The 13,509-nt window shown below is 52.2% G+C and carries 20 protein-coding genes; 6 read left to right on the plus strand and 14 right to left on the minus strand.

All coding sequences use genetic code 11. The features are described 5' to 3' along the window. Window positions 1-281: 281 nt before the first annotated feature. Complete coding sequence (locus QRD42_RS02915; RefSeq protein WP_072571553.1) at window positions 282-836, plus strand: gamma carbonic anhydrase family protein; 555 nt, start codon at window positions 282-284, stop codon at window positions 834-836. Here QRD42_RS02915 and QRD42_RS02920 read toward each other — a convergent pair. From QRD42_RS02920 to dprA, 6 genes are read right to left on the minus strand one after another with little or no spacing between them, the layout of a single operon-like run. Then, on the minus strand, window positions 812-1,069 hold the full coding sequence (locus QRD42_RS02920; RefSeq protein WP_318375188.1) for a DUF1488 domain-containing protein: 258 nt from the start codon (window positions 1,067-1,069) through the stop codon (window positions 812-814). The two genes, QRD42_RS02915 and QRD42_RS02920, sit on opposite strands and share 25 nt — an antisense overlap. Then, entirely contained in the window at window positions 1,066-1,884 is an 819-nt protein-coding gene (gene aroE / locus QRD42_RS02925) for a shikimate dehydrogenase (protein ID WP_321988144.1), read from the minus strand. The genes QRD42_RS02920 and aroE overlap by 4 nt, the downstream gene beginning before the upstream one ends. A gap of 3 nt (window positions 1,885-1,887) precedes the next feature. Further along, window positions 1,888-2,460 carry an L-threonylcarbamoyladenylate synthase type 1 TsaC gene (gene tsaC / locus QRD42_RS02930; protein WP_321988145.1) on the minus strand — a complete coding sequence of 191 codons (573 nt, stop codon included), beginning with the start codon at window positions 2,458-2,460 and terminating at the stop codon, window positions 1,888-1,890. Continuing rightward, window positions 2,450-3,007: a type I DNA topoisomerase gene (locus tag QRD42_RS02935; RefSeq protein WP_321988146.1), complete on the minus strand. Its 558-nt coding sequence runs from the start codon at window positions 3,005-3,007 to the stop codon at window positions 2,450-2,452. The genes tsaC and QRD42_RS02935 overlap by 11 nt, the downstream gene beginning before the upstream one ends. Window positions 3,008-3,034: 27 nt before the next feature. Further along, window positions 3,035-3,508 (minus strand): DUF494 family protein Smg, encoded by a 474-nt coding sequence (gene smg, locus QRD42_RS02940; RefSeq protein WP_072571558.1) that lies wholly within the window; start codon window positions 3,506-3,508, stop codon window positions 3,035-3,037. Continuing rightward, a complete protein-coding gene (gene dprA / locus QRD42_RS02945; RefSeq protein ID WP_321988147.1) occupies window positions 3,480-4,604 on the minus strand; it encodes a DNA-protecting protein DprA in 1,125 nt (374 codons plus the stop codon). The genes smg and dprA overlap by 29 nt, the downstream gene beginning before the upstream one ends. Window positions 4,605-4,732: 128 nt before the next feature. Between dprA and def the strand changes: the two genes are divergently transcribed. From def to mscL, 5 genes are all read left to right on the plus strand, one after another. Next, window positions 4,733-5,242, plus strand: a complete 510-nt coding sequence (gene def, locus QRD42_RS02950) for a peptide deformylase (protein ID WP_072571560.1) — start codon at window positions 4,733-4,735, stop codon at window positions 5,240-5,242. A 14-nt stretch (window positions 5,243-5,256) separates the two neighbouring features. Then, complete coding sequence (gene fmt / locus QRD42_RS02955; protein ID WP_318364929.1) at window positions 5,257-6,204, plus strand: methionyl-tRNA formyltransferase; 948 nt, start codon at window positions 5,257-5,259, stop codon at window positions 6,202-6,204. Window positions 6,205-6,255: 51 nt separating this feature from the next. Continuing rightward, a complete protein-coding gene (rsmB, locus tag QRD42_RS02960) occupies window positions 6,256-7,545 on the plus strand; it encodes a 16S rRNA (cytosine(967)-C(5))-methyltransferase RsmB (protein ID WP_321988148.1) in 1,290 nt (429 codons plus the stop codon). Between the two features lie 22 nt (window positions 7,546-7,567). Further along, complete coding sequence (gene trkA / locus QRD42_RS02965; protein ID WP_072571563.1) at window positions 7,568-8,944, plus strand: Trk system potassium transporter TrkA; 1,377 nt, start codon at window positions 7,568-7,570, stop codon at window positions 8,942-8,944. Between the two features lie 148 nt (window positions 8,945-9,092). Beyond that, complete coding sequence (gene mscL / locus QRD42_RS02970) at window positions 9,093-9,512, plus strand: large-conductance mechanosensitive channel protein MscL (protein WP_072571564.1); 420 nt, start codon at window positions 9,093-9,095, stop codon at window positions 9,510-9,512. Here mscL and QRD42_RS02975 read toward each other — a convergent pair. The 8 genes from QRD42_RS02975 to rpmJ form a co-directional block, all read right to left on the minus strand. Beyond that, complete coding sequence (locus QRD42_RS02975) at window positions 9,509-9,727, minus strand: alternative ribosome-rescue factor A (protein ID WP_072571565.1); 219 nt, start codon at window positions 9,725-9,727, stop codon at window positions 9,509-9,511. The two genes, mscL and QRD42_RS02975, sit on opposite strands and share 4 nt — an antisense overlap. 50 nt (window positions 9,728-9,777) lie before the next feature. Next, window positions 9,778-10,209, minus strand: a complete 432-nt coding sequence (zntR, locus tag QRD42_RS02980; protein ID WP_318364930.1) for a Zn(2+)-responsive transcriptional regulator — start codon at window positions 10,207-10,209, stop codon at window positions 9,778-9,780. Between the two features lie 162 nt (window positions 10,210-10,371). Then, entirely contained in the window at window positions 10,372-10,758 is a 387-nt protein-coding gene (gene rplQ / locus QRD42_RS02985) for a 50S ribosomal protein L17 (protein WP_004106324.1), read from the minus strand. A 40-nt stretch (window positions 10,759-10,798) separates the two neighbouring features. Beyond that, window positions 10,799-11,788 (minus strand): DNA-directed RNA polymerase subunit alpha, encoded by a 990-nt coding sequence (locus QRD42_RS02990; protein WP_002438685.1) that lies wholly within the window; start codon window positions 11,786-11,788, stop codon window positions 10,799-10,801. Between the two features lie 25 nt (window positions 11,789-11,813). Further along, complete coding sequence (gene rpsD / locus QRD42_RS02995) at window positions 11,814-12,434, minus strand: 30S ribosomal protein S4 (RefSeq protein ID WP_002438686.1); 621 nt, start codon at window positions 12,432-12,434, stop codon at window positions 11,814-11,816. Between the two features lie 31 nt (window positions 12,435-12,465). Further along, window positions 12,466-12,855, minus strand: a complete 390-nt coding sequence (gene rpsK, locus QRD42_RS03000; RefSeq protein WP_034899652.1) for a 30S ribosomal protein S11 — start codon at window positions 12,853-12,855, stop codon at window positions 12,466-12,468. Window positions 12,856-12,871: 16 nt separating this feature from the next. Next, a complete protein-coding gene (rpsM, locus tag QRD42_RS03005; RefSeq protein ID WP_042396003.1) occupies window positions 12,872-13,228 on the minus strand; it encodes a 30S ribosomal protein S13 in 357 nt (118 codons plus the stop codon). A gap of 146 nt (window positions 13,229-13,374) precedes the next feature. Next, window positions 13,375-13,491: a 50S ribosomal protein L36 gene (gene rpmJ, locus QRD42_RS03010; RefSeq protein WP_000868187.1), complete on the minus strand. Its 117-nt coding sequence runs from the start codon at window positions 13,489-13,491 to the stop codon at window positions 13,375-13,377. Between the last annotated feature and the right edge of the window lie 18 nt (window positions 13,492-13,509).

Here is a 13,509-nt window from a genome sequence, read left to right on the forward strand (position 1 = left end):
AGAGTCAAGCGATTATTTTCGCTTTTCTCTGCCGGCCTTCCCGGAGGAGACCTTCTGACCCGGTGGCCTGTAAGCCGTTGTTCCGTGTCAGTGGAGGCGCATTATAGGGATCCCATTTTTTTGCACAAGCCTTTTTTGGATCTTTTTTACTGAGTGCTGATTTTTCACTCTTATCGCTGTGATCCTGTTCGATCTGCGCAAATTTTGAGGCGTAAAAGGCTTGCGCCGTGCGAATAATGGACCCAAAGTCATCATTATCCTTCGCAAGTACTGAGGTATATATGTCTGCTGTCTTACGTCCTTATAAGGATCTTTTCCCAAAAGTGGGACAACGCGTGATGATCGATGCCACCAGCGTCGTCATTGGCGACGTCCGCATGGCTGATGATGTGGGGATTTGGCCGCTTGTCGCGATCCGTGGTGACGTGAACCATGTCGAGATAGGCGCACGCACTAATATTCAGGACGGCAGCGTGCTGCATGTCACGCACAAGTCTGCTTATAACCCGGCGGGTAATCCGCTGACTATTGGCGAAGACGTCACCGTCGGGCATAAAGTGATGTTACATGGCTGCACCATTGGCAATCGCGTTCTGGTCGGCATGGGATCGATTCTGTTGGATGGCGTTGTTGTGGAAGATGATGTGATGATTGGGGCAGGTAGCCTGGTGCCGCAAAACAAACGGCTCGAAACGGGTTATCTCTATCTGGGCAGTCCGGTTAAACAGATCCGCCCCTTAACTGAGGCGGAAATCGAAGGACTGCAATATTCAGCTAATAACTACGTCAAATGGAAAGACGACTATCTGGCTCAGGGTAACCAGATCCAGCCCTGATCGTCTTCTTGCTGATCATGGATCAGCTGTTCAGCTTCTTCTTCGATATCCCAGCGGTTAGCCTGAAAATTTTGCAACCACTGTTCCGGCGTATCGCCTTTAAAACGATACGCCAGCGAGCTGCCCTTTATTGCACAGGTAAGCTGCATACCATTTACCAGCACGGGAAAGCACACCGCCTGCAATTCTGCATGCCACTCTTCGCGATCCGGAAACTGGATGGCCTGATTCATTGCGCTATTTCCTGCTTCAGCTGATTAATCACCGCTTCAGTTTCCGGTAACACCCCGTGCCATAACAGAACAGCATGAGCAGCCTGCGCCACCAGCATACCCACTCCATCTGCGCACTGTTTTGCGCCATGATGCTCACACCAGTTCAAAAACGGCGTATTTCCTTTCTGATAGAACATGTCATAACAGTACAGATGCGGATGAACCAGCGATTCCGGGATCGCGGGGATCTCGCCGCTAATGCCACTGGATGTCGCATTAATGATCAGATCAAATTCATGATCCCGTAGTTGATCCATTGCCACCGCCTTGACGCTGCCGGTATGCATGAAGACGGTTGCCAGCGCCTCAGCCCGCGCAAAAGTACGGTTAGTGATGGTTACCTGGCAATCCAGAGACAGTAAAGGGAGAAGAACCCCACGGGCAGCGCCGCCTGCGCCTGCCAGCAAAATACGGAAACCAGGCTTAATGAAGCCCAGCCGCTCAAGATCGCTCAGCAAGCCCGTACCATCGGTGTTATCCCCCAGCAAACGGCCATCCTCCAGCCGCTTGAGGGTATTCACTGCCCCTGCCAGCGCTGCGCGCTCTGTCAGTTCATCGGCCCGGGCAAACGCCTCTTCTTTAAAGGGGACCGTGATGTTAGCCCCCTTCCCCCCCGCCGCAAAAAACGCATTCAGGGTATTCACAAAATCATCTGCTGGCGCCAGTACGCGACCATAAGGGTGATCAATTTGCAGCTGCTGCGCAAATTGTTGATGAATAAACGGAGACTTACTGTGGGCGATCGGGTTACCGAATACCGCATAGCTTTCCATATATTACCCCTGTCGGAAGCGCTCGCCGGTCAGCGCGTCACGTATTTCTGAAGGATTCTGACGCCCGCCAGTTTCGCCCTCCACCACCGGAAAATGATCACCGAACTGGGCGCGTACTTCTTCTGTTGTACGGCACGGCGGTAAGCCCGTCAGATTAGCGCTGGTCGAAACCAGCGGTTTGCCGTAGGCCTCGCATAAGGCCACCACCAGCGGATGATTGGTAACGCGTACAGCCAGCGTATCAAAACGGCCGGTTAACCAGCGCGGCGTCGTGGGTCGCGCCGGGAATACGAATGTCACTGGACCTGGCCAGTTGGCAAAGACGGCCTCACGCTGCGATTCATTCAGGGCGCTGTCGTCGATGTAGGGTTTAAGCTGTTCGAAATTCGCCGCGATAAGAATCAACCCTTTTTCCACCGGGCGTTGTTTTAACTCAAGCAGACGCTGGACTGCGATCTCACTATCAGGATCGCAGCCGACACCAAAAACAGCCTCTGTAGGATAAGCGATGACTTCTTTATTATTCAGTACCGCCACCGCGTCAGCGATGCGATCTGATTGCAGGTTATTCTTCACTGTTTAATTCCGCCAGAACCGGCTTTCCACATTGTTTACTGGCGCAAAAGCGTTTAACGCCCTGCGCGGTTTTCTTTTCGATGAGTAACGGATACTGGCAGACAGGACACTCGCCAGCTATCGGTTTAAAATTGATAACGAACTGACAGTCAGGATAACCATCGCAGGAGTAGAAGGTTTTGCCGTAACGGGAACGACGCTGAACCAGATGCCCCGTCTGACACTGCGGGCAGGTAATGGCAGTATCATCAGGTTTATCGATCAGTTCTGTATGTTCGCAAGTGGGATACTGACTACAGCCGATAAACATGCCGTAGCGCCCCTGACGCAGCACCAGCTCAGCGCCACATACAGGGCAAAGCTGCCCCTCCAGAACTTTAACGATATGACCGTCAGCCTGGTTTTTTAGCGGACGAACAAAATCGCATTCCGGATACAGGGAACACCCAAGGAAAGGTCCGTGCTTCCCGGAACGAATAACAAGCTGAGCCCCGCATTGTGGACAGGGCTCCTGATTAGGCACCGAGAACAGTGCTGATTTGGCCATAACAACTCTTGCTGCTGCAACGATGATTTAGTGCAGCATACCTTCATTCACTTCAAAGAGTAATTCTTCCATCTGCTGATAGGCGTTTTCACATCCGGGGATATTAAACAGTACCATCAGAATGACCCATTTTAGATCTTCCAGATCGAACTCTGCGGTATCCAGCGCCAGCACGCGTTCAATGACCATTTCCCGCGTTTCGAGGTTTAGCACCTGAATCTGCTCCAGGAATAACAAGAATCCCCGGCAACTGGCATCCAGCCTCTCACACTCTTCTGCAGTATAAATACGAACAGAGAGTGGGTCTGAAGCGAGCTGCATCGGTTCGGCGAGGCCTTCCTGATAATCAGCCAGCTTTTCCAGCCACAATAACGCGTTGTAGATGTCCTCACGATCAAAACCAGCGTCTGTCAGATCTGACTCCAGTTTATCCTGATCCACGCGCAATTCAGCTTCGTTGTGGATGTAAGTCTCAAACAAATACATTAGTACGTCGAACATGGCTTGCCCTCCTTAATCGGACATAGCCGCCGGGTACAACTGCGATCCATCCTGCTAACTCCAGTTCGAGTAGCTGAGCCACAATCACTGGCACAGGTTGGCCGGCACGTTCAGCGACGACGTCAACAGGTGTTACCTCATCTCCTACGTTAGCCAGGAGCTCAGGAAATGGCAATGCCGCGTTATCCGGTTCTGAAGAATTAATTAGCTTATCGCTGTGATCTGGCACCCAATGTAGCCCATATTGCAAACTTTCCAGAATCTCCTCAGGCGATGTCACCAGCATTGCCCCCTGCCTGATAAGACTATGCGGTCCTTCACAGCCAGGGTTGCCCAATGGGCCTGGTAGAGCAAAAACCTCACGACCCTGATCCAGCGCGCAACGTGCCGTGACCAGCGAACCGCTTTTCAGCGCCGCTTCCACCACCAGCACGCCGCGGCTTAGTCCACTAATAATGCGGTTTCGTCGCGGGAAGTTCCCCGGCCAGGGCACCGCAGATAAAGGGAACTCTGAAACCAGCGCGCCGCCAGCATTAAGGATGCCGTCGGCAAGCGCGCGATGCCGCTTTGGATAAACGCTGTGTAAACCGTTTCCCAGTACCGCCACCGTTTTACCTTTGCCGTTAAGCGCTGCGCGATGGGCAATGCTGTCGATTCCCAGAGCCAGACCACTGGTAATGGTCACGCCATAACGCACAAGCTGTTCACAGAACTGACGGCCCCATCGCTCGCCATACCATGAGTGGGCCCGACTACCGACGACACCCAGTTGCTGCGACTTCAGTACGCCGATATCCCCTTCGACAAAGAGCGCGCCGGGATAATCGCTGATGGCTCTTAGCTGCGGCGGGTAAGCGGCATCAGTGGCCAGCAACAGATGGTGGTCGGGAGCCGTAAGCCACGCCAGGCTGCGTTCAATTTCACCCGCAGCCAGCGCCTGAAATTTTGCGATCTGCTGTGGGGTCAGGCCAGTGTGACTTAATGTCGAGGTCGTGATATCCGGGTTCTGCAATAAAGAATGCGCGACGTTAAGCATCCTGTCGCCATACAGATCCCCTATGTAAATCAGGCGCAACCAAATCTCTGTCAGAGTCATCCTTTCCCCTTGCCACAGGCAGCCTTAGCAATCTTTGCGATTGGTCACTGATGCTGTCAATCAGAGGGGGATTTGTCTAGAATAGGAGGAATAATCTTTTCTACTCCTGAACACAACTCTGGAAATTTATGGCAGTTTTGCACGTGTTACATATCCCGGACGAGCGTCTTCGCAAAGTCGCTGAACCGGTAAAAGAAGTGAATGCAGACATTCAGCGTATCGTTGATGATATGTTCGATACCATGTATGCCGAAGAGGGTATTGGCCTCGCCGCAACGCAGGTTGATATTCATCAGCGCATTATCGTTATTGACGTCTCCGAGAATCGCGATGGTCGCCTGGTGTTGATCAATCCGGAACTGCTGGAAAAAAGTGGCGAAACCGGTATTGAGGAAGGCTGCCTGTCGATCCCGGAGCAGCGCGCTCTGGTGCCGCGTGCAGAGAAAGTAAAAATTCGCGCGCTCGACAGAGACGGTAAGCCGTTTGAGCTGGAAGCGGATGGCCTGCTGGCGATCTGTATTCAGCATGAAATGGATCACCTGGTCGGTAAGCTGTTTATCGATTACCTGTCGCCGCTGAAGCAAAAACGTATTCGTCAGAAAGTTGAGAAACTCGACCGCCTGAACGCACGGGCTTAAGGATAAGAATCAACGTGTCAGATTCACTACGTATTATTTTTGCGGGTACACCTGACTTTGCAGCGCGTCATCTTGACGCGCTGTTGTCATCCGGACATAACGTCGTTGGCGTATTTACCCAACCTGATCGCCCGGCCGGACGCGGCAAAAAGCTGATGCCGAGCCCGGTAAAAGTGCTGGCGGAAGAGAACGGTTTACCGGTGTTTCAGCCAGCGTCTTTACGTCCGCAGGAAAACCAGCACCTGGTCGCCGACTTACACGCAGATGTGATGGTTGTAGTGGCCTATGGTCTGATTCTGCCCAAAGCTGTGCTGGATATGCCCCGTCTGGGCTGCATTAACGTTCACGGTTCATTGCTTCCCCGCTGGCGCGGAGCGGCGCCTATTCAGCGCGCGCTTTGGGCAGGCGATGCGGAAACCGGCGTCACGATCATGCAAATGGACGTCGGCCTGGATACGGGCGATATGCTGCATAAGCTTGTCTGCCCAATCACGGCCGAAGATACCAGCGCGACGCTGTACGATAAGCTTGCAGAGTTAGGGCCTGCCGGCCTGATTGAAACCCTTGCACAGCTGGCGGGTGGCACAGCCCAACCGCAGGTACAGGATGAAGCGCAGGTAACCTATGCGGAGAAACTCAGCAAAGAGGAAGCTCGCATGGACTGGTCCCTGCCTGCCGTGCAACTTGAGCGCTGTATCCGCGCATTCAATCCATGGCCGATGAGCTGGCTTGAAATCGACGGCCAGCCGCTGAAAATCTGGAAAGCGTCAGTTATCCATTCTGAGACTACCGCCGTGCCGGGCACAATTGTGGACGCCACTAAACAGGGCATCCAGGTCGCTACTGGCGACGGTATTCTGAATATAGAATCGCTGCAACCGGCCGGTAAAAAAGCAATGAGCGCGCAAGACCTGCTCAACTCCCGCCGGGAATGGTTTGTTCCCGGACATCGTCTTGCCTGACGAGCATCACGTCTCAAGCCCGGGGTTACCGGGCATTTTTATTTTGTGGCTATGAAAAAAAATATTAATTTACGCAGCATGGCAGCCCAGGCTATCGAACAGGTCGTTGAAAAAGGCCAGTCCCTCAGCAATGTCCTGCCACTGTTACAGCAAAAAGTATCCGATAAAGATAAAGCCCTGCTTCAGGAGCTGTGTTTTGGCGTTCTGCGTACCCTGTCGCAGATGGAGTGGCTGATCAATAAATTGATGTCACGCCCGATGACCGGAAAGCAACGCACCATTCATTATCTGATCATGGTAGGGTTTTACCAGCTCCTGCATACCCGGATCCCGCCGCATGCCGCGCTTGCGGAAACCGTTGAAGGGGCCGTGGCGATAAAAAGACCACAGCTAAAAGGCCTGATTAACGGCGTGCTGCGTCAGTTCCAGCGTCAGCAGGAAACGTTGCTGGCCGAATTCGCTTCCAGCGAGAGCCGCTTTCTCCATCCGGAGTGGTTGCTGACCCGCCTGCGTAAAGCGTATCCGCGGCAGTGGGAAGCCATTGTCGAAGCAAATAACCAGCGTCCACCGATGTGGCTGCGCGTGAATCGCAATCACCACTCACGCGATGGCTGGCTGGCCTTACTGGAAGAAACAGGGCAGCAAGGTTTTACGCATCCAGACTATCCGGATGCGGTGCGTCTTGAGAACCCTGCCCCTGTTCATACCCTGCCAGGCTTCGAAGAAGGCTGGGTGACCGTACAGGATGCGTCGGCCCAGGGATGCATGACTTTTCTTGAGCCTGAAAACGGTAAGCACATTCTCGATCTGTGCGCGGCGCCTGGCGGCAAAACGACGCATATTCTTGAAGTGGCGCCTGACGCTCAGGTGCTGGCGGTTGATGTCGATGAAAAACGCCTGTCGCGCGTTTACGACAACCTGAAACGTCTGGGCATGAAAGCGCAGGTGAAACAGGGCGACGGGCGTTTCCCGGCCCAGTGGTGCGGTGAGCAGCAGTTTGATCGTATCCTGCTGGATGCGCCGTGCTCGGCAACAGGGGTTATCCGCCGTCATCCTGATATTAAGTGGCTGCGTCGCGATCGTGATATTGCCGAACTCGCTCAGTTGCAGGCGGAGATCCTGGATGCCATCTGGCCGCACCTTAAGCCAGGCGGCACGCTGGTTTACGCGACTTGTTCCGTATTGCCGGAAGAGAACAGTCAGCAAATCGCCGCGTTCCTGGCACGTACGCCTGATGCAACACTCAGCGTCACCGGCACGCCGGACAATCCTGGCAAGCAGAATCTGCCGGGTCTGGAAGACGGCGATGGCTTCTATTACGCTAAGCTAATCAAACAGTGACTGAAATGACGGGCCGCAACTGATGAAGATTATCATTCTGGGTGCCGGACAGGTCGGCGGCACGCTGGCAGAAAACCTGGTCGGTGAGAACAACGATATCACTATTGTTGATATTAACGGTGACAGGCTGCATAACCTGCAGGACAAGTTTGATCTGCGCGTGGTGCAAGGTCATGGCTCACATCCGCGTGTTCTGCGAGAAGCAGGGGCCGATGATGCCGATATGCTCGTCGCTGTGACCAGCTCTGATGAAACCAACATGGTTGCCTGCCAGGTCGCTTATTCCCTCTTCAATACGCCTAACCGCATCGCGCGTATTCGTTCACCTGATTATATCCGCGATGCAGATAAGCTCTTTCACACCGAGGCGGTTCCTATCGATCACCTGATTGCTCCTGAGCAACTGGTCATCGACAGCATTCACCGTCTGATCGAATATCCGGGTGCGTTGCAGGTCGTGAATTTTGCCGAAGGCAAGGTCAGCCTGGCGGTGGTGAAAGCTTATTATGGCGGGCCGCTGGTCGGCAATGCGTTGTCCACCATGCGCGAACACATGCCGCATATCGATACGCGTGTCGCGGCAATTTTTCGTCATGACCGTCCTATCAGGCCGCAGGGATCAACCATCGTTGAAGCAGGTGATGAGGTCTTCTTTATCGCCGCTTCGCAGCATATACGCGCGGTAATGAGTGAGCTTCAGCGTCTTGAAAAGCCTTACAAACGCATCATGCTGGTTGGTGGTGGCAATGTGGGGGCGGGTCTCGCGCGTCAGCTGGAAAAAGACTACAGCGTGAAACTGATCGAGCGCGATCAAAAGCGCGCCGCTGAGCTGGCGGAAAAGCTGCAAAACACCATCGTCTTCTATGGTGATGCGTCGGATCAGGAGTTGCTGGCGGAAGAGCATATCGATCAGGTGGATCTCTTTATTGCCGTCACCAACGATGATGAAGCAAATATCATGTCTGCCATGCTGGCAAAACGCATGGGGGCGAAAAAAGTGATGGTATTGATCCAGCGCCGCGCCTATGTGGATCTGGTACAGGGTAGTGTGATCGACATTGCGATCTCACCGCAGGAAGCCACTATCTCTGCCCTGCTGAGTCACGTCCGTAAAGCCGATATTGTCGGCGTCTCCTCACTCCGTCGCGGCGTGGCTGAAGCCATTGAAGCCGTGGCGCACGGTGACGAAAGTACATCTCGCGTGGTGGGCAGAGTGATCGATGATATTAAACTTCCTCCCGGTACCATTATTGGCGCGGTCGTGCGCGGCAATGATGTCATGATCGCTAATGACAATTTACGCATTGAGCAGGGCGATCACGTTATTATGTTCCTGACAGATAAGAAGTTTATTTCTGACGTTGAAAGACTATTCCAGCCCAGTCCCTTCTTCCTGTAATCTTTTAAAGGCGCTAAAAATAGCGCCTTTTTTATTTAATCCCTTCATTTACAAAGGATTAGTAATTTAACTCAATTGTCCTGCTTACATGGAAAATAAAGGGAGCTTTGTTAGACTTAGGTGGGTCTGCGGTGATAAGGAGAATAAAATGAGCATGTTAAAAGAGTTTCGCGCGTTTGCGATGCGCGGGAATGTAATCGACCTGGCAGTGGGTGTCATCATTGGTGCGGCATTCGGTAAAATTGTCTCTTCTCTGGTGGCTGACATCATCATGCCACCCCTGGGCCTGTTGATTGGCGGGATTGATTTTAAACAGTTTGCATTTACGCTGCGTGAAGCGCAGGGCGATATTCCTGCGGTAGTGATGCATTACGGCGTGTTTATTCAGAATATTTTTGATTTTCTGATCGTGGCGTTCGCTATTTTCCTGGCGATCAAACTGATCAACAGACTCCATCGGAAGAAAGAGGAAGAGCCAAAAGCACCGCCTGCGCCTTCCAAAGAAGAAGTACTGTTAACGGAAATCCGTGATTTACTGAAAGAGCAAAACAGCCGTCCAGGTCTTTAACAGACGACGGAAACAAGAAGGCCAGTGGCAAAAAAGTGCTTCACTCTCTTGCCACTGGCCTCCTGACCACTCCGTTTTGCATGTTTCGCTTTTCGCAGATAACTGCCTTTGCCTTTCTTGTTTTTCTCAATACGCTGACGAAACAGCGGATCATGGAGTAATGCTTCCAGGGCGTTATCGTTAATCTGCCCTTTCTGGTGCTGATAGCGACTCATATTTTCTCCGGATTGTTATATAAAACGTGGCGAGTGTAGATCTGACTTTGCTAAAGATCAACTGCCTCAGTTTTACTGCCACTTCCCTGCTCCAGGGCTTCAAGGATCGAACAATAGACGCTGCTATGGGCAGTACCGCAGCAGGCATCGTTTAGTCGCTGCAAAGAGCGCCGCATAGTTTGTAACTCTTCTATCCGCTCTTCAACTTCGCTTAGCCTGGCTTGTACGATACTTTTTGATTCCTGGCAGGTGTGGTGCTCAGGATCAACGCGTATCGACAAAAGCTCCCGAATCGACTCCAGGGTGAATCCCAGCTGCCGGGCATGACGTATAAACTTCAGACGCTGAAGATCGTTATCGGTATAAAGGCGAAAACCGCCCTGGGTGCGCACTTCGTGATCCATCATTTGCTGCTTTTCATAATAACGGATGGTATCAGGGGTCACCTCAGCCAGTCTGGCCAGTTCTCCAATGCGATACATAAGAGCTCCTCATGCAGTTATGGCAAATTTTAAGCATACCCGCACAGGGGAACGAATAAAATCAGAAAGGCATTTGTGAAGGCATTAAAGGGAGGGGTGATAAAGGGCGCGGGACGGAAATAAAAAAACCCGCCGAAGCGGGTTTTTCTATATTACTGCAGATTACTCTGCAGCAGCTTCTGCTTTCGATTCAGAGCGATCAACCAGCTCGATGTATGCCATCGGCGCGTTGTCGCCTGCACGGAAGCCACACTTCATAATGCGAGTGTAACCACCGGCGCGGCTCGCAAAACGCGGGCCCAGCTCGTTAAACAGTTTTGCCACGATCTCGTTATCACGAGTACGGGCGAATGCCAGACGACGATTAGCTACGCTATCAGTCTTGGCAAGAGTAATCAGCGGCTCAACTACGCGACGCAGCTCTTTCGCTTTAGGCAGGGTCGTCTTGATGATCTCATGACGAACCAGTGAACCTGCCATGTTGCGGAACATAGCCTGGCGATGGCTGCTGTTGCGGTTCAGTTGACGACCACTCTTACGATGGCGCATGACCTTATCCTTCTCAGTAAAACCTTAACCTGTGATCCGGTTACTCGTCAGCGATGCTTGCCGGTGGCCAGTTTTCCAGGCGCATGCCCAGAGACAAACCACGGGAAGCCAGCACGTCTTTAATCTCAGTAAGAGATTTTTTACCAAGGTTAGGCGTTTTAAGCAGCTCAACCTCGGTACGCTGTACCAGATCACCGATATAGTGGATAGCTTCTGCTTTGAGGCAGTTAGCAGAGCGGACAGTCAATTCCAGATCGTCAACAGGGCGCAGCAGGATCGGATCGAATTCTGGTTTCTCTTCTTTCACTTCCGGCTGACGTACATCACGTAAGTCAACGAAAGCTTCCAGTTGTTCTGCCAGGATGGTTGCCGCACGACGAATCGCCTCTTCAGGATCGATTGTGCCGTTGGTTTCCATTTCGATGACCAGCTTGTCCAGGTCGGTACGCTGTTCTACACGCGCTGCTTCAACATTGTAGGCAATACGCTCTACAGGGCTGTAACATGCGTCGACCAGCAGACGGCCGATTGGGCGCTCATCTTCTTCCGAATGAATTCGGGCAGAAGCCGGCACATAACCACGACCGCGCTGAACTTTGATACGCATGCTAATAGACGCGTTCTCATCGGTCAGGTGGCAGATCACGTGCTGCGGCTTGACGATTTCGACATCACCATCATGGGTAATGTCGGCTGCAGTCACAGGGCCAATGCCAGATTTATTCAGGGTAAGAATAACTTCATCTTTACCTTGAACTCTCACCGCCAGCCCTTTCAGGTTGAGCAGGATTTCCAGGATATCCTCCTGAACACCCTCTTTGGTGCTGTACTCATGAAGTACACCATCAATCTCAACTTCGGTCACCGCGCAACCCGGCATCGATGAGAGCAGAATACGGCGCAGTGCGTTACCCAGAGTATGGCCAAAGCCACGCTCTAAAGGCTCAAGGGTCACCTTGGCGTGCGTCGAACTCACTTGCTCGATATCTACCAGGCGCGGTTTTAGAAACTCTGTCACAGAACCCTGCATTGTGTCCTCTCTTTGGTACTAAGCTTTACTTGGAGTAAAGCTCGACGATCAGGTGTTCGTTAATGTCCGCAGACAGATCAGAACGCTCAGGCTTACGCTTAAACGTACCTTCCATCTTGCCACCATCAACTTCCAGCCAGGTTGGCTTTTCACGCTGCTCAGCCAGCTCCAGAGCGGCTTTCACGCGAGATTGCTTTTTCGCTTTCTCACGGATACTAACCACATCATTCGGGCTAACCTGATAAGAAGCGATGTTAACAACACGACCGTTTACCATGATAGCCTTGTGGCTAACCAGCTGACGTGCTTCAGCACGAGTGGCGCCGAAGCCCATACGGTATACAACGTTGTCCAGACGACCTTCCAGCAGAGCCAACAGGTTTTCACCGGTGTTGCCTTTCAGACGTGCTGCTTCTTTATAGTAGTTACGGAACTGACGCTCAAGCACACCGTAGATACGGCGAACTTTTTGCTTTTCACGCAACTGTACACCATAGTCAGACAGACGCGGTTTACGCGCACCGTGCTGGCCAGGAGCTTGTTCAATCTTACACTTGGTATCAATCGCGCGAACGCCAGACTTCAGGAACAGGTCTGTGCCCTCGCGACGGCTCAGCTTGAGCTTAGGACCCAAATATCTTGCCATTTTCTTTCTCCAACATTCCTAAAAACGAGCGTTATACGCGACGTTTTTTCGGCGGACGACAACCGTTGTGAGGGATCGGAGTCACATCAGTAATATTAGTGATGCGGAAACCAGCGGCGTTCAGAGCACGAATGGTAGATTCGCGACCCGGACCCGGTCCCTTGACCATAACTTCCAGATTCTTGATACCGTATTCTTTCACGGCGTCAGCGCAACGCTCAGCTGCAACCTGAGCTGCAAACGGAGTGGATTTGCGAGAACCACGGAAACCGGAACCACCGGCTGTTGCCCAACCCAAAGCGTTACCCTGACGATCAGTAATAGTAACGATTGTGTTGTTGAAAGAAGCATGGACATGAGCCACGCCGTCAGAGACTTGTTTTCTTACACGCTTACGTGCACGAACTGGTGCCTTTGCCATTATTCAATCACCCCGATTATTTCTTGATCGGTTTGCGCGGACCCTTACGGGTACGTGCGTTGGTCTTAGTACGCTGACCGCGCACAGGCAGACCACGACGATGACGCAAACCGCGGTAGCAACCAAGATCCATCAGGCGCTTGATGCTCATGCTAACTTCACGGCGCAGATCACCTTCAACGACAAATTTGGCAACTTCGTCACGCAGCGTGTCGATTTGTTCTTCAGACAGCTCACTGATCTTAACATCTTCAGCGATACCCGCAGAAGCCAGAATGGCTTTAGAACGGGTCTTGCCGACACCGTAGATCGAGGTTAACGCGATCACAGCGTGTTTTTGATCAGGAATGTTAATGCCTGCTATACGGGCCACTATGCACTCCTACTATTTAATATGTACGCACCATGCTGAAAAGCCCGTTTTCAGGATACTCAAATGGATACGCACAGACATACAAAAGATTGGCTGGCTAATCTAGCCAGCTCAACCCAACTTTGCAAGAAAAATATGCGAATTAATCAGCCTTGGCGCTGTTTATGCTTCGGCTCGGCACTGCAAATCACGCGGATGACGCCATCACGCTTAACGATTTTGCAGTTACGGCATAATTTCTTGACGGAAGCACGAACTTTCATTTTTACTCTCCGTAACTT

It is taken from the genome of Enterobacter sp. PGRG2 (assembly GCF_030291195.1).
Lineage (GTDB): Bacteria > Pseudomonadota > Gammaproteobacteria > Enterobacterales > Enterobacteriaceae > Enterobacter_D.